Annotated in this window: 8 protein-coding genes and 1 pseudogene; 8 read left to right on the top strand and 1 reads right to left on the bottom strand. The window is 47.9% G+C overall.

Features of this window, described 5'->3' with window-relative positions:
• Positions 1 to 41: 41 nt before the first annotated feature.
• Positions 42 to 1,232: a CPBP family glutamic-type intramembrane protease gene (locus LHUE1_RS02720; protein ID WP_049170232.1), complete on the bottom strand. Its 1,191-nt coding sequence runs from the start codon at positions 1,230 to 1,232 to the stop codon at positions 42 to 44.
• 315 nt (positions 1,233 to 1,547) lie between these two features.
• Here LHUE1_RS02720 and LHUE1_RS02715 point away from each other — a divergent pair, with 315 nt between their 5' ends.
• From LHUE1_RS02715 to LHUE1_RS02685, 8 genes and pseudogenes are all read left to right on the top strand, one after another.
• Entirely contained in the window at positions 1,548 to 2,555 is a 1,008-nt protein-coding gene (locus LHUE1_RS02715) for a Gfo/Idh/MocA family protein (RefSeq protein ID WP_049170230.1), read from the top strand.
• 236 nt (positions 2,556 to 2,791) lie between these two features.
• The gene (locus LHUE1_RS02710; protein WP_049170229.1) at positions 2,792 to 4,309 is read left to right on the top strand and encodes a glycosyltransferase; all 1,518 of its coding nucleotides are present in this window, start codon (positions 2,792 to 2,794) and stop codon (positions 4,307 to 4,309) included.
• A gap of 13 nt (positions 4,310 to 4,322) precedes the next feature.
• Positions 4,323 to 5,879 carry a glycosyltransferase family 4 protein gene (locus tag LHUE1_RS02705; protein WP_049170227.1) on the top strand — a complete coding sequence of 519 codons (1,557 nt, stop codon included), beginning with the start codon at positions 4,323 to 4,325 and terminating at the stop codon, positions 5,877 to 5,879.
• Positions 5,880 to 6,717: 838 nt separating this feature from the next.
• Positions 6,718 to 14,679: a Ser-Ala-175 repeat protein gene (locus LHUE1_RS02700; RefSeq protein WP_277848225.1), complete on the top strand. Its 7,962-nt coding sequence runs from the start codon at positions 6,718 to 6,720 to the stop codon at positions 14,677 to 14,679.
• A gap of 61 nt (positions 14,680 to 14,740) precedes the next feature.
• A complete protein-coding gene (locus tag LHUE1_RS02695; protein WP_279280276.1) occupies positions 14,741 to 17,146 on the top strand; it encodes a KxYKxGKxW signal peptide domain-containing protein in 2,406 nt (801 codons plus the stop codon).
• Between the two features lie 9 nt (positions 17,147 to 17,155).
• Positions 17,156 to 17,401, top strand: coding sequence for a bacterial Ig-like domain-containing protein (locus tag LHUE1_RS02690; RefSeq protein ID WP_025012831.1), 246 nt, complete (start codon positions 17,156 to 17,158; stop codon positions 17,399 to 17,401).
• 191 nt (positions 17,402 to 17,592) lie between these two features.
• Positions 17,593 to 17,700: pseudogene (locus tag LHUE1_RS14345) on the top strand (KxYKxGKxW signal peptide domain-containing protein); the annotation flags it as partial.
• Between the two features lie 36 nt (positions 17,701 to 17,736).
• Entirely contained in the window at positions 17,737 to 20,283 is a 2,547-nt protein-coding gene (locus LHUE1_RS02685; protein ID WP_277848224.1) for a CAP domain-containing protein, read from the top strand.
• The last annotated feature ends 16 nt before the right edge of the window (positions 20,284 to 20,299 follow it).

Genomic DNA, 20,299 nt, shown 5'->3' with positions numbered 1-20,299 from the left:
CACGTTTATTGTGGAAGGTATGTCGGCGTTTAACATTGGGTTCAAATGGCTAGTGAGCTCTGTTTCGGCATAATCCGATCCAGTGTCCATTGCATGGTTTGGCGACGTCGCCCAGTCAATAACCAAACAGTCAACCCAATCATGACGACTTCCACAATAGTTTGGAATAAATAGACCGTTATTGATCCGGTGATTGAAGCCTCAGTGTTGCTGACGACCATGCTAAGAATATCGACCGCCGCGTGGACAAGCATCGGGATGCTAAAGGAACCAACGTAAAGATAAACGGCGGCGATAAACCAGCCGAAGACAACGGCAAACTGAATCTGCGAAAGTGTATCAAACCAATTTTGTTCCCCCAAAACATTGATCAGGTGGGAAGCACCGAACAACAGACCACTTATGAAGATGCTGCCCGATAATGCCAACCGATGCCGGCCTAACCAGACTAGCAGCAAAGTTAAGACCATATAACGGTACTCCCATTCCTCAGCAATACCCGGTTCAAGTCCTTGAGCAAACCAGTTAAAGGTTAGGGGATTTGAATGCCAAGACCAGATGAACAGGCTTTGAAACGAATCATTCGTGCTAAAAGCATTCCAGAGCGTAAAGTAAATAATAAAGACAACCAGAACAATCAAGACCCCGGCTTGCATATTCGGGTTGAAACGCCAGCTAGGGAGCGGTAGCCCCCACTGACGCATGGCGATAGCGCCGACTAGCACTGAAACAATTGCCGCCAAAACGCCTGCTTCGGCAAAGCTCCAAAGAGGCGAAGCAAACGCCGATTTAGTCAAACCTTCAGTAAAAGTGGTTCCTGCGTAAATCACCATAAACGCAACCACCAGTGTTGTGATAACCCGCGTCAAATAGTGCTGGTCCGGCGTGAATAGAACTTTTGCAAATGGAACATGAGCCAGTAAAATCAGCACCGTTATCAGAATCAAACTTAAATTGCCTGGCAAAACACGCAAGAATTGCTGACCGCTGTAGAAAACAATAAGCGGATACACAATAAGCTGAATCAAAACGGCTAGCAGCTTGAATAAGCGACTGATCCAATGCTTGGGTGCCGAAATGGCGCTGACCAGTAACAAGCCACCTTCGATAATGGTTAAGACAAGCGCCCATAACCAGAACTGTGCGCCTTGGGCCGCTAGTAAATAACCGGCTGTTAATATAAGTCCCTGGACAAAGTACCACCAAAACCAGGGAGAGCTGTATGCTTTCATGTGATTAAATACCTCCTGTTGTTGTTGGTATAAATGGTAGCACAAGTCTGTACAAGGACGGTAAAATTAGGCATCGAAATCTTGATATTGGACTATCAATAAATATTTCATTGTCTATTAACATATGAGCTTTAGTTGATAGGCTCAACAATTTATCTGGTTGGTGCGGCAGCCTCATTTATGAATCAAATGATCAGGAGGTGCATATCGAACACTTGACACTCATTATAAAATGCCGAATATAATAGCTTTATTAAACGTTATCTTTAGGTTATGCTGTACGCCTATACGACGTGTTTTTGGAGGAGAATTCAAATGATACATTACGGTCTTATTGGCACGAACCAGGCAACTGACGATTTCGTGCAGGCGGCAAGTGTGACGAACAAATGGGAACTCGGCGCTTTGTATGCCAGTGATGTTGATCAAGCAGATCAGTATGCCCAAAAATATGGCACGAATCAGACCTTTTTTGACATTGCTGATTTTTTTAAAAACGGCAATTTTGACACAGTTTTCATTGCCTCTCCTAATGGCGATCATTTTAGCCATATTAAGCAGGCAATTCAGGCTGATAAGCATGTCATTGTGCAGCCGCCAGCTTTGACAAATCCCACTGAGTTTGCCGAGGTGGAACAGTTGTTGACCGATCATCCCCGAGCTTTATTTTTTGAAGGGGCTTATCCGATTCACATGCCAAACTTTAAAAATATTGAAGCTGCGGTTGGCAAAATGACCATGATTCAAGGGGCTACTTTGGTTTCAATGCGGGAACAACCGGAATATGACGCCATTTTGGAAGGAGCGCAACCTGAAGGCTTTACCTTGGCTTCCTTTGGCGGCGCGTTGCAGCAAAAAGGCGTTTATGCCATCTATGTGGCTTTAAAGCTATTTGGCCGGCCAACCTCGGCAACATACTTTGCGACTGCTGTTGAAACCGGTGTTGACGGTACCGGAGTAGCTTTCCTGCAATATGACCATTTTTATGTGACGCTTCACTTTGGGTTTACCACGGATTCATATATGCCCACGGAAGTTAATGGCCACCATGAACTGATTCAGGTTGATGATTTAACCGAAATGCATCTGGTTCAGCATTATGATGCCCAAAAGAAGGTGACGCCGCTGATGTCAGCCGATTATATGTATCACTTTACTGGCGAGTTATTGGCTTTTACTGAAGTGCTGGAACACCCGTATACGTCGGAAAATCGTAAAAAGTATCGGGAATGGTTGCAGTTAGCAGAAGATGTCAACAATGTGGTGTATCATTTGCGCCAAATGGTTGGGATTAAGTTCCCGACAGATACGCCACAAAAGTAGTCTAGAGATCGACGTGGCGGTTTTTCAAACGACTTGATGACAAATTTATTTATAATATCGAGTCTTCATAATTTTGTCATCAGGATGGGTATGTTATATTAAGCTTGCGCTATATGAGAATAGCTGTTGTTATATAGCCATGTTCAACTTCGAAATACAGATCAGCAGGTGATGATCGCAGGTTGTTGAGCAGATGATGCTTTGCCAATATTGATTTGGGATGGTGGAGGAGAAAAATGATTTTTTTCTTGGATGAGTATTTATTACAAAAGAATTCGAGTGTTGAACACGCGGCGGCCAAACGCTTGGCATTGTTCAAGCGATTCAACCAACCGGCTGTCATTTTGACCCGGAATTTTGATCGGCTAAGCGTGCGAACGTTGGGAAAAATGAAGATCGCGCAAACGGATGTGTTGAACATGTTTGATTATTTTCAGCACATTCCTAGTGATATGCCGGAAAAAACGGTGCTAAACGATGAAATGAATCTGCCAACACTTGACGAGGTATCAGTTGATGCTAATCAGAGTCAAGTGACTGATGGCGATCGGCTTCGTCGGCAAGTAGGGTACATACCGGAAACCTTTGGGCACGTTTTTTACCAGAATTATTTGGATGATCAAGGCAATGAAGTCGAACGCGATTTATGGGATGCACGCGGCTTTCGGTCTGCTACGCAATATTTTGGCCGTGACGGGCTGCTGACATTTGAGCGCTATTATGATTTGGATGGCAAGCCGGTCATTGAAACCTATTATGCCGGTAATCAGGCCGATCAAATGCAGCTCACTCGGGTTGTTTTGAAAGGCAAGACAATTCTTGATAATCGGGAATTTGATGATCTGGACGGCTTGTTTACCTATTTTCTTGATGAACTGGCAGATGCAGATCCAGGTGAAACCATCTTTATCAGCGACCGACCGGGTGTTGGCGTTTTGCCATTAAGGAATATGCAGCAGGCGGCTAAAAAGTTCATTTACATTCCGATTAATCATGTCGTGAATAACGGCAATCCACAAACGGATCCCGTAGATGGTTATTTGAAACCCGCTTTTGCCGATCCAGCCAAGATCGATGGTTTCATCGTTCAAACACCAAGTCAACGTGATGCTATCGTAAAGCGGTTCCCGGCAGCAAAAGTGACAGCTATTCCAGCAGTCACAGTCGATCCCAAGGCGTTACCGCAAAAACCTACTGAAGCTACAACTGCTGTCGACAATAAAAAGTTAATGTACGTCGGCCGAATTGCTGAAGAACGGCAGCTTGACCAGATGATCCGGGCGCTGGGTTTGGTCAACAATAAGATTCCTGGCGTTGAATTGGACCTGTACGGTTATGGGGATGCTGATTACCAAAAGAAGCTTGAAGCATTAGCCAAAGATTTGAAACTTGATAAGCAGGTTCACTTTAAAGACTACGTGACAGACTTGGATAAGCGGTATGAGCAGTACGCCATGCTATTGAATACTGCGGCAACTGACGGTGGGCCGCTGGCAATCTTGGAAGCACAGACGCATGGCCTTCCGGTTATCAGCTATCGGTTCCATTACGGCCCAAGCGATGAAATTGCCAACAAAGAAGACGGGTATTTGGTTCCGCAAAATGATTTGGCAATCATGGCAAAGCTCATTGTTGATTTATTGCAACATCCGGAAAAGCGCGCGGCTTTTGGTGAAAAAGCATTGGAAAATGTCGGTCGACGTTTGGATGAAGCAGATGTCTACAAGCAGTGGCAGCAAGTCTTAGGTCTGTAATGGAGGTTGGGTTATGTATTATTTTTTAAATGAGAACATGCAGTTTGCTAAATCAGGCATTGAAGGCGCAGAAATTCAGCGACTGAACTTATTCAATCAGCATCAAGTTCCGGCGAAAATCGTGACGCGAGTTTTTGCCATGAATCTGCATGATGTGACCACTGATGCCAAGATCAGCGACGATCATTTTGTGAATCTGTTCGATTATTTTTGCGGCACCACACATGTCGAAAAAACCGTAACCACGGTTGATGATGTCATTGCCGTTGGGGATGACATCACGCAGAAAGCCGAAGACAACAAAATCACGTATTTAAAAGACAATAAACTCTATCGGATTGCCTATTTGCGTCAAGGCGCCGTCAATCCACGAGAAATCAGTAATGTTCAATATTTTGATACAACCGGTCGCACGACAAAGATGAGCTGGTGGAATTCTCGTGGCTTTCTTTGCCTGAACCAGTATTTTGACAATGCCGGTAATATCTTCCAAGAACATTATCTAGACTTGGAAGGTAACGTTAAGATCGAAAAACTCCATTATCTCAATCGGGCAAACAAGGAGAAATTTTCGTACAAGTTAGATGATTTTGACGGTGTGGACTATTTGTTCGATGGCCTACATGATTTGACACGGTTTTTCTACGATCAGCTGAATAAAGTCGATGGTGGGTACAATGTGTTTATTAGCGATCGGACTACGGAGACTGGCTGGGGATTGCGACATATGGAGACGGCAGCATTTAAAGTGCTGCATTTACACAACAACCATTTGGCTGATGACAAAGATATCATGCATGACCGATTGAACAATTTCTATGCCAGCTCACTGAACAATCTTGATAAGTGGGACGGTATTATTGCGCCATCTTCGCAGCAGAAAAAGGACGTAGAGGCACGATGGGGAACCAAGCCGCCAGTCTTCAATATTAGGGTTGCATTTGTTAAGGCTGCGGATGTTGAAGCCAATAAAGTGCCGTTTGCACAACGGGAAAATAATCTCGTCGTCCATGTCGCCCGCCTAGCACCAGAGAAGCAACAGGACAGTTCAATTAAAGCCTTCGAAAAAGTACTCAAAGTTATTCCTGATGCTAAGCTTGAATTGTGGGGTTACGCTAACGGTGATGTGGGTGATAAGATGCGCGCCTTAGTCAGAGAAATGCACTTAGAAGATAGTGTTTTATTTAAAGGGTACACCAGCAACATCGCAGAGGTTTACAATCGTGCTCAAGTCGGGCTATTGCCATCAAGGGCTGAGGGTTTTCCACTAACCTTAATCGAAGCTCAGTCGCATGGATTACCCATGATCGCAAACAATATTCACTATGGGCCGGCAGACATTCTCGAAGATGGTAAAAGCGGCATTCTGACTAAAAACGGCGATATTGATGGCTTGGCAGACGCCATCATTGATTTGCTTACGCATAAGGACAAGCTGGCAGCCTTCAGTGAGGAAGCTTATCAAAATGCGTTGCGCTTTACGGACGATAATACGTTTGAACAATGGCAGACGCTGTTCGACTACGCCGCGAAAAAGCGTGCGAAAGTGTTGGCAGCAGAAGCACTATAATTTCAAAATGTAGGAACCCTTAGAATTGAATTGTTAACGTATGGAAGAGATGGCAATGACCATCTCTTTTTTTACCTTAAAATTTGAGGCGAATGAGTAAGCAACTAGAATTCGAAAGCAGCTAGATTGAATGCATCAAGAATTTCAGATAGTCAAAAAGTTGAAAAAATAACATTCAGTTAAGATTCTGATATTTTAGATTTTGAAATATTAATAATTATAAAATAGTGGCTTTGATGGACTTTTTAAGAACCTTTGAGAACTCAAAAAATCGTAAAAGGCTCATAAACAGCCACAAAAAGGCTGTCATTATCAACTTTTGACAATATTTTTTAAAGTAAATAACACGTTGTCAAAATACTAAAAAATCTTTTTATAACATTGGAGTTGTGGTGGTATGAGAAATGTTATAACATGTGAATGTGTCAAAATAACAGGCATAATATCTGGAGGTGATCGTAATGACAGGCAAATGAATAGTGACTTGCCTGTCATCAAATTTTAAGCGAAACCACAAATGCAATCATCAAGCTGTCTGACGTATACCAGCTCTTGGGTGGGTTGCTGTGGGCTTGCTGATCGCCAAATGCTAGCAATATTGGTCATTCTAGAACGCCAATACCTGACTAGCCCTTTTCGGATTTTAAAACTTCACGTAAGACTAATGGTGGTCGGCCGGCTTAAGTCGGTATTTCAGCAGCTTTTGTAAAAAATGGTAAATCGAACTTGAGACTCGATTTTGCCACTGAACCACAGATTTATGCGACATCGTTTTCACATTTTTAATCAAGAATGTGGTCAATGGTGTCCCAATTTTTTAATTAAGTGGGGCGAGCAAATGGAAAAGTTCAATAAAAAGCAGAAGCTCGTAAAGAAAAATACGAACTTCAAAATGTATAAGGCGGGGAAGCGTTGGGTATTTGCTTATAGTATCCTTGCGTTCTTAGCCGGCGGTGCTGGCGTCGCTATTTCTGAATCGGCGCCGGTTCATGCGGACTCGAATGTTGAGCAGTCCATTGCGGCAGCGGCGGCACTCAGCAATACTTCGACGCCAACATCATCTGTTGCACAACAATCAGCAGCTTCCAGCGCGCAGAGTCGTGCGCCGCAAAGTGCGGTTGCCCAACAGAGTCAGGCTAATGATGCTGCAATTCAGGCAAGCGTTCAGGTAGCTTCCCAGGCACAAGCGGCTGCACCAAGTTCAGCGGCTGCTACCAATGTGCAGACACAAAGTACGGCGTCACAGGTGCAAACAGCAACGACTCCGGCATCTGCGACGGCTTCATCAGCAGCTGCAAGTTCAGCAACTGCAAACCCAGCAGCCGCAAGCTCGGTTACGCTGGCTTCGGGGTCTGTCGCGAGTGATAGCGGTGATTTTCCCAAATCGCTGACCATGGATCAAAATGGCGATAAGTCTGTTTTGATGACTGCCAACAACTTGACGATTCATGCGGGGGACGCAGCTTTCAAGAGCGCCTTTCCTGATAATGCAGTCGCCAGTGCTGCAACACAAGGTCAACAACTTGTAACCTTTGAATTAGGTAATGGGGTAATGCTCAGTGCAAGTTTAGCGGAAGGTGTCATTGACTATTCGCAGACTACCGATGTCGGTGATGGCCAGTTTCATGGGCCATTTGCGGCGATCACGCCTTTACCTAAGATCAGCACAGAGCTTGCCAAGCAAGTTGGCCGTCCAGAGACAGATGCCAATATTCCAGTATGGAACAGTGTTGAAGACTACAACAAGCCGGGTACGTATGCAGTTGTTTATACCGTTCAAGCTGCACAGGCAACCGGTGCGACAGAATTTGTCGGAGCCTTTACTGGGTATTTCTTTATTCGGGTTATCCCAGCTGCAGACACAACGAAACCAACGTCTGATGCTTCCACAGCAAGCACTTCAGCAAGCCAAGCAACGGTGACGGCAAATTCCGCCGCTGATATTGCAAACACGGCAAGTACAGCTGCCAGTTCTGCGTACGCCTATACCTCTGGTGCTGCATCAAGACATCCAGATAACAAGGACCTAGCAGATCTCAATAGTGTAGCGTCTGCTGCTAACACTAAGACAGCAGGATTTGCATCAGCAGCAGCTAGTGACGCTGCGGGCGCTAAGGGACTGGCCACTTCGGTTGCGGATGCAAATAAGGCGGTTGAGAGTGCAGTTGCTCAAGTAGACGCGGCCAATAAAGCCGGCGACTATGATGCTGCTGGTTCGTACGCTAACGAAGCAGCAAAAGCAGCAAGTAACGCATCGTCACTTGCTGCCAAAGCAAATGAACAAGCTGCAAAAGCCTTGCAGGAAGCCAAAGATGCATCTGACGCCGCCAAGGTTGCGACCGATGCCATGGACAAAGCTAAGACAATTGGCGCAGCAGCGGATGCAAAAGACTTTGCGAGTGATGCTAAGAAATCCGCAGATGCGGCCTCTGATTCAGCAAGCCAAGCAAGCACTGACGCTAAGAAGTATCCTTCTGACACTTTGATTTCTAATGCTGCAAGTACTGCCTCTTCTGCAGCGGCTAAAGCGTCTGATGCTGCAACTCAAGCGTCTGATGCAGCAAAGAATGGCAATGAATCTGCTGCTTCCAATGCAGCGAGTGACGCGGCGAGCGACGCAAAAATTGCTTCTGATGCAGCTGTCACGGCCCATAGCCAGGCAAATGCCAATGAGGCGCGAGGCTATGCCGACAATGCTAAAGCTTCTGCAAATCAAGCCTCGGCATCTGCAAGTCAGGCAGATGATTTTGCCAAAAAGTATCCTTCTGATGCGAAGGTTTCCGCAGCTGCTGCCAAAGCAGACGCCGCTGCCAAGGTAGCTTCTGATGCAGCTAAGGCTGCTGATGAAGCCGCTTCAAAGACCGATCCGCATACTGCATTCAGTCAGGCTGCTATTGCTTCCCAAGCGGCCGCAACCGCATCTGATGCAGCGGCTGAAGCGGCAAAAGCAGCGTCTGCAGCATCAGATGCGAACAGCAGTGCTGCCGTTACCGATGCCGGAAAATTTGCAGATGCAGCTAAGAAGTCTGCAGATGCTGCTGCTACCTCCGCTAAGCAGGCAGGATCAACGAAAGATAAGTATCCAAGCGATCCACTGATTGTTCATGCTGCGGATACCGCAAGCAGTGCTGCAGCTAAAGCTTCCGATGCTGCTACAGCGGCCGCAACCGCCGCAAAGAACGGCAACGTTTCCGGAGCATCTGACGCGGCTAATCAGGCTGCTGGATTTGCAAAAGATGCTTCCGATGCTGCAAGCTTGGCTACAAGTGAAGCTAATGTGGTGCGAGCAAAAGAATTGGCTGGTCAGGCAAAGAATTCTGCTGACCAAGCCGCGGCCTCTGCGACTAAAGCAGAAGGTTATGCAAAACAATATCCTTCCGATGCTGCAATTTCTAAAGCCACAAGTACTGCGACCTCTGCCGCCGCTGTTGCATCCACTGCAGCAAGTGATGCAGCAAACGCCGCAAAGAGTGGTGATGTGCCAACCGCACTTGAGAAGGCTTATGAGGCTGCCAACGCTGCTCAGGTAGCTAGTGCAGCTGCCAGTGACGCTGCGAAGGCAGCTGCTGCATACGGTGACGGCGGCAATGATAGTGGCGGCAGCACTTCTAATTCGCAGGCAGGTATCTATGCTGATGCTGCTCGAAAAGCTGCCAATGCCGCATCTGATTCTGCAAAACAGGCGGAAGCAAATCACAACAAGTACCCTTCTGATAGCACTGTCTCTACTGCAGCAAGCACAGCAAGTTCAGCGGCTGCCGACGCTGCAAAAGCAGCTGATGCTGCAAGTGATGCTGCCAAAACGGGGGATGTTGCAAAAGCAAGTAATGCCGCAAGTACAGCAGAAAGTGATGCGCGCATTGCTTCCGATGCTGCTAACAGAGCGGCTAAAGCTGCAGAAGCTGCAAGCCAGGCTGCTTCTAAAGCTGCCAGTGATGCTGCCAAAGCAGCGGCAAATGATGCTGCCAAGGCAAGCGACGCTGCCAAGAAAGCTGCGAGCGATGCGGCCAACAACAAATCCGATGCCAATATCCAAAGTGACGCGGACAAAGCAAATGCAGCAGCAAACCAAGCAAGCACTGCGGCAGCTAAAGCAAGTGACGCAGCAAGCAAGGGCGACAGTGCAACTGCGTCAAAAGCAGCTACTGACGCTTCAAACGCTGCCAAGACAGCGGGTGAAGCCGCAAACGACGCTGCATCACGCGCAGCAAACAATGCAGCAAAAGCAGCGGCAGATGATGCAGCCAAAGCTAGCGATGCAGCTAAGAAAGCTGCGAGTGACGCTGCGAACAACCCGTCTGATGCCAATATCCAAAGTGACGCGGACAAAGCAAATGCAGCAGCAAGCCAGGCAAGTACAGCAGCAGCCAAGGCAAGTGACGCAGCAAGCAAGGGTGACAGTTCCACGGCTGGCAAAGCAGCCAATGACGCTTTAAACGCTGCAAAGACAGCGAATGAAGCCGCAAGTGATGCTGCATCACGCGCAGCGAACAATGCAGCAAAAGCAGCGGCAGATGATGCAGCCAAAGCTAGCGATGCGGCCAAGAAGGCTGCGAGTGACGCTGCGAACAACCCGTCTGATGCCAATATCCAAAGTGACGCGGACAAGGCAAATGCCGCGGCAAGCCAGGCAAGTACAGCAGCTGCCAAGGCGAGTGACGCTGCAAGCAAAGGCGATAGTTCTACGGCTTCAAAAGCGGCCACGGATGCTTCGAATGCTGCCAAGGCAGCGACTGACGCGGCTAGTGATGCTGCATCACGTGCAGCAAGCAATGCCGCTAAAGCTGCAGCCGATGACGCAGCCAAAGCGAGTGATGCTGCTGCCAGTGCCGCTTCAAATGCTTTTGATAATCCGTCAGATGCCAATATCCAAAACGATGCAAATAACGCAAGCGCTGCAGCAAGCACAGCAAGTTCAGCTGCTGCCAAAGCGAGTGATGCCGCTCGTAATGGCGATAGTTCGACAGCTGCTAAAGCGGCCACGGACGCTTCAAACGCAGCTAATGCTGCAGTGAAGGCTGCGAGTGACGCTGCATCGCGTGCGGCAAACAATGCCGCATCCGATGCTCACAAATCGGCTGACGCAGCCTCTGATTCAGCGAGTCAGGCAAGCGACTTTGCAAATAATTATCCTGACAATGCTGCTGTTTCAAATGCTGCCAAGAAAGCAGCTGATGCTGCAACCGATGCCGCAAACGCAGCTAAAGATGCCGACAGTGCTGCCAAGAACCATGATGCAGCTAGTGCTTCTGAAGCGGCCAAACGCGCAGCAAATGCTGCCGCGAAAGCAGCAAATGCTGCAAACGACGCAGCAAAAGCAGCACAACGAGCTTCTGAAGCAGCTTCTCAGGCAGCTACAGAATATGCTGATGATGCGCATAGTTCAGCAAACGATGCCGCAGCCGCTGCAAGCCAGGCAAGCGATTACGCCAACAAGTATCCTGATGATGCGGCTGTTTCAACTGCTTACAAGAAAGCTTCTGATGCTGCGACCGATGCCGCCAAAGCTGCTCAAGCAGCTGACAAGGCAGCTAAGAGTGGTAATGTTTCAGACGCATCTGATGCAGCAAGTCGTGCCGCGGACGATGCGTTGAAAGCATCCAATGCCGCAAACGACGCGGCCAAGGCTGGCGCAAAAGCCTCTGAAGCAGCATTGAATGCTGCAAAAGGTTACGCGGATAATGCACACAGTTCAGCGAATGATGCTTCCGACTCAGCAACTCAGGCTAATGATTATGCAAGCAAGTATCCTGACGATTCTGCTGTTTCAAATGCTGCCAAGAAAGCATCTGACGCTGCAGCTGATGCGGCCAAGGCTGCTCAAGCCGCTGACACAGCTGCCAAGAGTGGCAATGTGGCGGAAGCATCCGATGCAGCAAGTCGTGCCGCGGCTGATGCTGTGAAGGCATCTAATGCTGCAAGCGATGCAGCCAAGGCAGCCGCCAAAGCTTCTGAAGCAGCATTGAACGCGGCCAAAGGTTACGCGGATAATGCACACAGTTCAGCGAATGATGCTTCCGACTCAGCAACTCAGGCTAATGATTATGCAAGCAAGTATCCTGACGATTCTGCTGTTTCAAATGCTGCCAAGAAAGCATCTGACGCTGCAGCTGATGCGGCCAAGGCTGCTCAAGCCGCTGACACAGCTGCCAAGAGTGGCAATGTGGCGGAAGCATCCGATGCAGCAAGTCGTGCAGCGGATGATGCTTTGAAGGCTTCTAATGCGGCAAATGATGCAGCCAAGGCAGCCGCCAAAGCTTCTGAAGCAGTATCGAACGCAGCAAAAGGTTATGCAACCGATGCTCATAGTTCTGCAGATAAAGCAGCAGATTCAGCAAAACAGGCTGCCAACTACGCGAATGAGTATCCTCAAGATTCGGATGTTTCAACCGCGTATAAGAAAGCTTCAGACGCAGCGACCGATGCCGCCAAAGCTGCTCAAGATGCTGACGTGGCTGCTAAGAGTGGCAACGTTGCTGATGCGTCGAACGCGGCAAGTCGTGCAGCAGATGATGCTGTAAGGGCTTCTAATGCAGCAAATGATGCGGCCAAGGCAGCAGCTAAGGCCTCTCAAGCTGCATTGAACGCGGCTAAGGATTACGCAGCTAACGCCCACAGTTTTGCAAATCAGGCATCTGATTCAGCAAATCAGACAAGTGATTACGCTAATAAGTACCCTGATAATGCAGTTATTGCTGATGCGCTCAAGCATGCGTCCGCTGCTGCGGCTGATGCTGCCAAAGCAGCACAAGCCGCTGATACAGCTGCCAAGACCGGCGATGTTTCAGCTGCCTCAAACGCAGCAAGTCGTGCTGAAGCCGATGCTGTGAAAGCAGCCAATGCGGCAAAGGATGCCGCGAAGGCCGCTTCGTCAGCCGGCGATAGTGGCACAAGCACAGCCGCAAATGACTATGCTGATGCTGCAAGCAAGTCTGCTAAGAATGCAGCTGATTCTGCTAAGCAAACTGGTTCATATGCAAATGAGTATCCGAACGACAAGACAATTGCGGATGCAAACAAAACTGCTTCCGATGCCGCCGCTGATGCTGCCAAAGCGGCACAAGATGCTGATACAGCTGCCAAGACTGGCGATGTCTCAGCCGCCTCAAACGCAGCAAGTCGTGCTGAAGCCGATGCTGTGAAAGCAGCTAATGCGGCAAAGGATGCCGCGAAGGCCGCTTCGTCAGCAGGCAATAGTGGCACAAGCACAGCCGCAAATGGTTCTGCCGATGCTGCAAATAAGTCTGCTAAAGATGCAGCTGATTCTGCTAAGCAAACCGGTTCATATGCAAATGAATATCCAAATGACAAGACGATTGCGGACGCAAACAAGACTGCTTCCGATGCCGCCAGTCATGCGGCTGATGCTGCCAAAACTGCTGAACAAGCAGCTAAAGCAGGCGATGCAAGCAAGGCTAGTGATGCAGCGAATGTAGCAGCTAGTGATGCCAAGACGGCAAGTGATGCGGCACAGACAGCTGCTCAGGAGGCAGCTAACAATGCTGCCAAAGCTGCCGCCAACGATGCCGCGAAAGCAAGCGATGCCGCTAAGAATGCTGCAAATGATGCGAAGAACAACCCTTCCGATGCGGCCATCAATAGTGATGCTGCTAAAGCGAGTGATGCCGCCTCAAACGCAGCAGATGCTGCCACTAAAGCGAGTGATGCAGCATCTAAGGGTGACGCATCTGCAGCTTCTCAAGCAGCTAATGATGCAGCCAAGGCTGCAAATGCTGCAGCCAGTGCAGCTAATGACGCCGCAACTAAAGCTGCCACCAATGCTGTTGCAGGACAAGATTATGTAAGTGCAGCAACTAATGCCGCTGAAGCTGCTAAGAAGTCCGCTGCCTTAGCCTCTGATGCAGCAGCATCCACTGCCGCTATTGCAAAGAATGATCCGAATAATAAGCAAATCGCATACTTGAATACTGATGCATCGACAGCTAGTTCAAATGCTGCATCTTATGCAACAGATGCCGCGACCAATGCAAATTCAGCCAAAATTGCTCAGTCCTTAGCTGGCGTCTTTAAAGAAGCTGGCAAGGCTGATGAAGCTGCTAAGTACACAGCAGCTGCTAAGCGGTACGCCGATGCTGCGATTGCTGATGCTAACAATGCTGCAAATGCGGCAAGTCGTGCTGAAGCTGATCGCGATCTTGCTAAGGATCTGGCTACTCAAGCTAACAATGGTGCACTTCCTGATACTAATGGCAATGGTAGTGGTACGAATAGCGGTGGCAATAATGCCAATGGTAACGGGAATGGTACAAATGGTTCCGGTACTAATAGCAACGGTTCGAACGGTAGTGGTGACAACGGTCAAGGGACTGGTACTAATGGTACGGGTACAGGCGCTGATGCTAATCACAACGGTGGCAATGGTTCTACTAGTGGCAACGGTTCGAACGGTAATGGTAACAACGGCCAAGGGACTGGTACTAACGGTACAGGTACCGGCGCTGACGCTAATCACAACGGTAGCAATGGCACTAATAATGGCAACGGTTCGAACAGTAATGGTAACAATAGCCAAGGGACTGGTCTGAATGGCAATGGCACGAATGGTAGTGGTTCAACAACCGGTGCCAACAGTGTGGGTAAATTGTCAGCAACCGGTGTTACGAATGGATCAACCGCAAACAATGGAAATCAGTTTGGCAATGGTTCTACTAGTGGCGACCATTCACTACCACAAACAGGCGAAGACGAAGCTACAGGCGCTATTGCGTTAGCCGGCGTTAGTTTGATGGCTGCATTATCTCTTTACGGTGCAACACGTCACCGTCGTCATGAAGCGTAATGTGGTCTGAATTTGCTTGAATGAACTAAGGGCAAACAATGAAAAAGTGGGGCCGAATCATATGAAGAAAAATTTACAAAGACAAAGGGGGAACGAAAAAGCGCAGATTAAAAATACGCATTTTCGTTCTTGGAAGAAAGGCAAGAAGTGGTTATTCGCTTCTTCGCTGGTGGTTTCAATTATCGGTGCGGGTGCCTTAGAATCAGGGAAAACAGTTAAGGCCGACGTCACAACCGACACGATTCAAGTGGCACAGCAAGTCGACCAGGCTGCAGCAAGTGCTAAAGCTGCTTCATCGGCGGCTGTCCAAAGTGAGGCTTCAGCGGAGACAACTAAAAACGTTGAGCAGCCTTCTGCGTCATCAGTGGCAACAGAGACAGCCAAAGTAGTGGAAAGTTCTGCAGCCGCGCCAGTCGCAACTTCGACGCAGGCGCCGAGTGCAGCAGCTTCACAAGCAACTGTTGCAACCGCCGCAACACCTGCAAACAGTGGCGCGGCAACCACGACCAATGCGGTATCATCCGCTGCTGCAGTTGCCGCCACAAAGGCAGGAATGGACTTTGCAGCATCAATTGGTGCGACAACAGCAAGTTCCGGGACACCAACTTCGCAGCAATTTGCTGATCTCTTATCATCGGCGGCATCTTACGCGAAAACGCCGGCTGGCAGTGCCGCTTTTGCCCAGCTTGGCGATAAGCTCCAGAGTGCAGCAAGTCTTTTGAGTGAAGCTGGTTCGTTGGCGAATGACCCTGCTGTTTTGGCTTTTAAGAAACAGCTATCAGATGCAGCTGCTGATCCTGCCAAGCAACGGGCATTGATTGCTGAATTTAACACAACGTCGCAAGGCAAGGCGTTAAATTCGTTAGCAGCAGTCAAAGCATCGTTAGAATCACTGGCAAGTACGCCTGAAGCAAAAGCAATGCTGAACTCACTGTCATCGAGTATTTCAGCAGCATCTGCTAACGCTACTAAAAAAGCAGCAGCCAATTCTGCCGCGGTAGCTGAGTTCATGAAAACCGATGCCGGCAAGAAGCTTCTTGATGAAGCTAAGCTGGCAGCCGATTCGGGTGCTGCTCAGAGTTCTGCGGCTGTGACGGCATATCTGCAGACTGCTGATGGTAAGGCATTATTGGAAACCTTGAAGTCGTATGCAGATATTCCTGAGTTTGCCGCGTTTAGCAAAGCTATGACGGCAGCAGAAAAGGCTTCAGATGCGACAGCGATTCAATCCTTAGCTGCATCGTTCTTCGCAACAGATATCGGTAAGGCTTTTGCCGATGATTTGCAGAAATACGAAGCCAAGGATTCTTACAAGGCAATGACCAAGCAAATTAATGATGCACAGGATGCCGTTGCCAATGAGCTGAAATCATCTATCTCGAAGGCAAGCATGTCAACTTCACTCGCAGGTTTTGATTTAGGCGGGATTGTGAGTGGCATTACCGGAACAATCTGGAATGTTGTTTCATGGCTGGCGACGAATATCAATCCAGTGCGACTTGTTCCAGATCTGACGGGACTCGGTGAAATCGGTAAGTTTGTTGAATCGTTGGTTGGCGGCGCCATTGGTAGCACGTTCTATGGCACAATTGCAACAGGTGTCGGGGGCTTCGGTGCCTTTCTGGTTGCCGGGATCCCTGGAACGATTCTGAACTCAATTCTTGGGTTAATTCCAATCGTTGGGATTGTCGCCAATGCAAGTACCGCTGGTGATATTGGTTGGGCGCCGGGGATTACGGGCTGGTTAGCCGGTTTGATTGGTGCTCCGCTTGGTGCGTACTACGGCGCCACCTCGGGCCCTGGTTTAGCTGACAAAGACGGTAACCTTGACACCGTTGTCAGTGGTACGGCTTTAGGATCTGCAATCGGTGCGCTTGTCGGGGAAACCCTAGGCGACTGGATCATTTCGTTCCCTATTGGCACACTTGTTGATGGGATCGCTGGCTTCATCGGTGGTGTTATTGGTGTCATCGGCCTTGGGATTATTGTCGATCCAATCATGTTCCTGGTAGTTGGCTGGGTTACTGCCTTGACGGATACAATTGCAACGCTGGTTGGTACACCAATCGGATCAGTTATAGGCGGTGCCATTGGTGGCGGTATCGGCGCTGTTGCAAGCCTGCTTGGTTTGAAGCTTCAATTGCCAAATCTTCAGTTGCTGATCAAGGATGTCGGCTCATTACCTGGTATTTCTGATTTGATCAACACCGTCCAAAGCCTTGCTTCTAAGGCTGGCAAGCTAAAGACAAAGGACATTAAGTTGTTCCGTGGTGCTCGTTTTAATCCTTTTGATGCGATTGTCAGCGCTCAGGATGGTAATGGTAAGGATATTTCAAAATCTAACATCAAGGTTGAAGGAAATATCTATACTAATTTGCCAGGTAAGTTTTATGTTAAGTACTCCTTCGTTAACGAAATGAACGATAACGAGGTTGTTACCGGTTACGCGACAGTCACGGTCGCCTAGGTGATATTTATGCAAGAAGAATTGAAACTAAAACCAATCTCGCTGCCAGTTGGATTGCGGTTTGATCCAAGCGATGTCGTTGTAAACGCTACGTATTCAGATGGTGCCAACGTACCATCAGCTAAGCTTGAATACGAAGGTCAGGTTTGGCCTACTAATCCAGGTTTCTATCCTGTTAAAGTTGCATTTTATGACGAGGTATCTGGCAAGAGAGTTGAAGAAAAGACAATTGTCACAGTTCACGAAGTTGAGTAAGAAAGTTTTTATGTGAACAGTCACATCAGTTCACTGAAGGCGGGAAAGAAGTTAATCCGAGCTTTTGGGTTGACTTCTTTTTTTAAGTTTCAGTGCAAAAGATCATGAATCGAACAAGGAGACTGTTTTTGCGGTTATGAGCGGACTGCTTAAACGTTGACGCTGGCAATTATGGAGAAGGAGATTAGATAATGGGGAATCATAGCGGGCAAAGGTGGCTTAATCAACAAACTAAGATCACCCGGTTTAGAAGATGGAAATCTGGGAAAAAGTGGTTGTATGCTTCAAGTGTGATTGTAACTTTTGCAAGCGGGGCGTTTTTGGCGGATGCAGTCATGACAAATCACGTCAATGCAGATACACAATCAGATATAGAAACTGCTATTAAAGTGACGGATCAGGTTCAGAAAACGGCTATTCAAGCTGACAATTTACAGAACTCTGAAGTGCCAAGGGACAAGAATGCTGGTTTTCAAGTAACTCGCGAGCAAAATAATCAACCAACTGTTGACAACCAAGAAAAAGCAACAGTATCGCCGCAGCAAGAGACACAACAAGTTTCGACAACAAAAGAGGCATCACAGGCAAGTGCATCTGTCTCGCAGCAAAAGAATGAAACGGTTGCAACAACGACAGAAGAGCCGGTTGTTCACTTAGCTTTCACAACTTCCGAAAACGATCCAAGTCGCAGTGCACAAAACGTTTCGCAGCCTGCAGCCACCGCCGAATTAACTAAAAACGATAAATATACTGAAAAAGGGTCTTCGGTGAGCGCTGAACTTCAAAGTATCGCTGAAAGTGAAACTAAGACTAGTTCTAGCTTCACTGAAGGTTCCACATCAATCACTTCTAACGTAACCAGTGATGAAGTAGAAAAAAATCAAGAAGCCCGGATTCGTCAAGCCATCAATGCCAGTCTTCACATCGACCAGTACGTATCCAGTATCAATCAGAGTCAAGATGAAGCAAAGTTAGAAGAAATCACATCATCAGCTGCTGCTAATCGTGCGTCAGCAATCATACTGGGCGCAACGAGTACGTCGGCGGCGCAACCGTGGCTTACGGCTCCGGACCTGAGTCAGCTGGTTAAGCAAATTAGTGACGTCTACAATTTGACACTTGGAGATGCCGTTAAGTGGGCCATCAAAAATGGCGTTAATGGTGCTCTAGACGGGCTTTCCGCAATCGTTTCCGGGTTGCGGTCCGTAGCAGGCTCCCTGCCAATTGTTAATGTGATTTTGCCACTTGCTAGTGGTGCAATCAAAGCTGCCCAAGATGCAGTTACTGTTGCTAATTCGCTTGGCATTGACCCAACCGGTTTGGTTTCCGGCGCGCTAAACCTTGGCATTAACACGATTGGTAAAGCGATTCAAGGCGTGATCTCACCGGTATTAAAATCCATTCCATTTATTGGTCAGAATCTGGCAAACTCCATTAACCCGCTTTTAGATACTGCGACGAATCTAGGGCCTGCTTCGATCGTCAAGGCGGTGGCGGGGGTTGTTGGACTTTCAGGTGTGTTGACCGGTGTTTCAAACATCACGGCCACAGTTGCACCAACAATTATTAACGCACTGCAAGGGGTTCTGAATATCAGCGTGTCAGTGGTCAACGGAATTGCTTCGTTTGCTGGATCGGCAATGACGATGTTTAAAGATGTTCTTGGCGGCATCATGGCACCAATTCAATGGGTGATTAACCAAGTGAAAACAACGATCCAAGGATTGTTTCCGGGCTCATCCAGTACCGGTGCAGCGACAAATAACAATAATGGCAAGGACCATCAAAATGGTGACTCAAAGACGCCTGCCCCTAAAACCCCTGATGTCACCGATAGTGATAGTACAGACACATCGAAAAGCACCACGCTAACACCATACATTAATCTTTTCGATATGAGCATTCCCTTGGGCACGCGTTGGAATCCAACTAAAATGTTAATAGCTGCTGTCAATTCCACCGGGAAAGCGGTTAGCTTGTCAGACATCAGAATTGATGGTACGGTTCCGGTAACATTACCAGGAATTTATTTTCAACGTTTCGAATTTACCGATCCCAACGGCACTATCGTTACCAAAATGGGAAAAGTCAGAGTGGGAGGTAAAGAATCGTACACCATCCCTTCTGACAGTGCCACACTTGCTAGTATAAAGAATGCTATCCAATCCTTACCGCACTCTGACAGCAACCTTGCCTCCAGATTCACTTCCACCACTAACTATCCGAGCAAAGAAGCAGTTTATCTTGCCGCTGATCCGGACTTTAAGCCTGACGCCAAAGAAATTGCTGCTGAATTTCTACAATACGTGAATCAGCTACGCACGCTAAATGGCCAAAAACCTTTGACTTATTCAGTCAGTGAAGAGGCTTTTGCCACTAAGCGGGTTCAAGAGATTATGACGAACTTTAGTCACGATGGTTCTCACGGATCGACTGAAGATATTGGGGCCAGCAAAGGGATTATCGAGGACATGCACTCTAATCAGGAGATTGCCTATTATCTGGTCATGGATTGGTATGATGAATCAGATAATCCGGAACCGATTGGCGATGGTCATTACGGTCACCGGGCAAATTTGCTGTATGGCGGTCCGACGATGGGATTGGCATTTACCCAATCGCCGAGCGAAAAAAATCAGTACAGCTATTATTACGCTTTTGAAGCCCCAACTTACAGTGATAAAAGTCTGTATGATAAAGCTTTGGCAATGGCCAATGCGAAAACTAATCCCCAGACGGTGCCGCTTCCAGACATAACTTTTGTTTATGTTGACTCGCCGGAATTTGCAAGCCTTCAAGCACAATTGAAGCAGTTGCAAGCTGAACAAAAAGTGATCGCGCCGAATGCTGACTCTGCGATTAAAACCGTGGCGGTCGCGTAATTTGGCTATTTACTGC

The organism is Lacticaseibacillus huelsenbergensis (genome assembly GCF_029726355.1).
Classification (GTDB): domain Bacteria; phylum Bacillota; class Bacilli; order Lactobacillales; family Lactobacillaceae; genus Lacticaseibacillus; species Lacticaseibacillus casei.
The sequence above is the reverse complement of the archived record's forward strand: the minus strand, read 5'-3'. Positions and strand labels throughout refer to the sequence as shown.

Coding starts and splice junctions, on each gene's coding strand:
- LHUE1_RS02715 (WP_049170230.1), top strand. CDS start 1,548: ATGATACATTACGGTCTTATTGGCACGAACCAGGCAACTGACGATTTC.
- LHUE1_RS02705 (WP_049170227.1), top strand. CDS start 4,323: ATGTATTATTTTTTAAATGAGAACATGCAGTTTGCTAAATCAGGCATT.
- LHUE1_RS02710 (WP_049170229.1), top strand. CDS start 2,792: ATGATTTTTTTCTTGGATGAGTATTTATTACAAAAGAATTCGAGTGTT.
- LHUE1_RS02695 (WP_279280276.1), top strand. CDS start 14,741: ATGAAGAAAAATTTACAAAGACAAAGGGGGAACGAAAAAGCGCAGATT.
- LHUE1_RS02690 (WP_025012831.1), top strand. CDS start 17,156: ATGCAAGAAGAATTGAAACTAAAACCAATCTCGCTGCCAGTTGGATTG.
- LHUE1_RS02700 (WP_277848225.1), top strand. CDS start 6,718: ATGGAAAAGTTCAATAAAAAGCAGAAGCTCGTAAAGAAAAATACGAAC.
- LHUE1_RS02685 (WP_277848224.1), top strand. CDS start 17,737: ATGACAAATCACGTCAATGCAGATACACAATCAGATATAGAAACTGCT.
- LHUE1_RS02720 (WP_049170232.1), bottom strand. CDS start 1,232: ATGAAAGCATACAGCTCTCCCTGGTTTTGGTGGTACTTTGTCCAGGGA.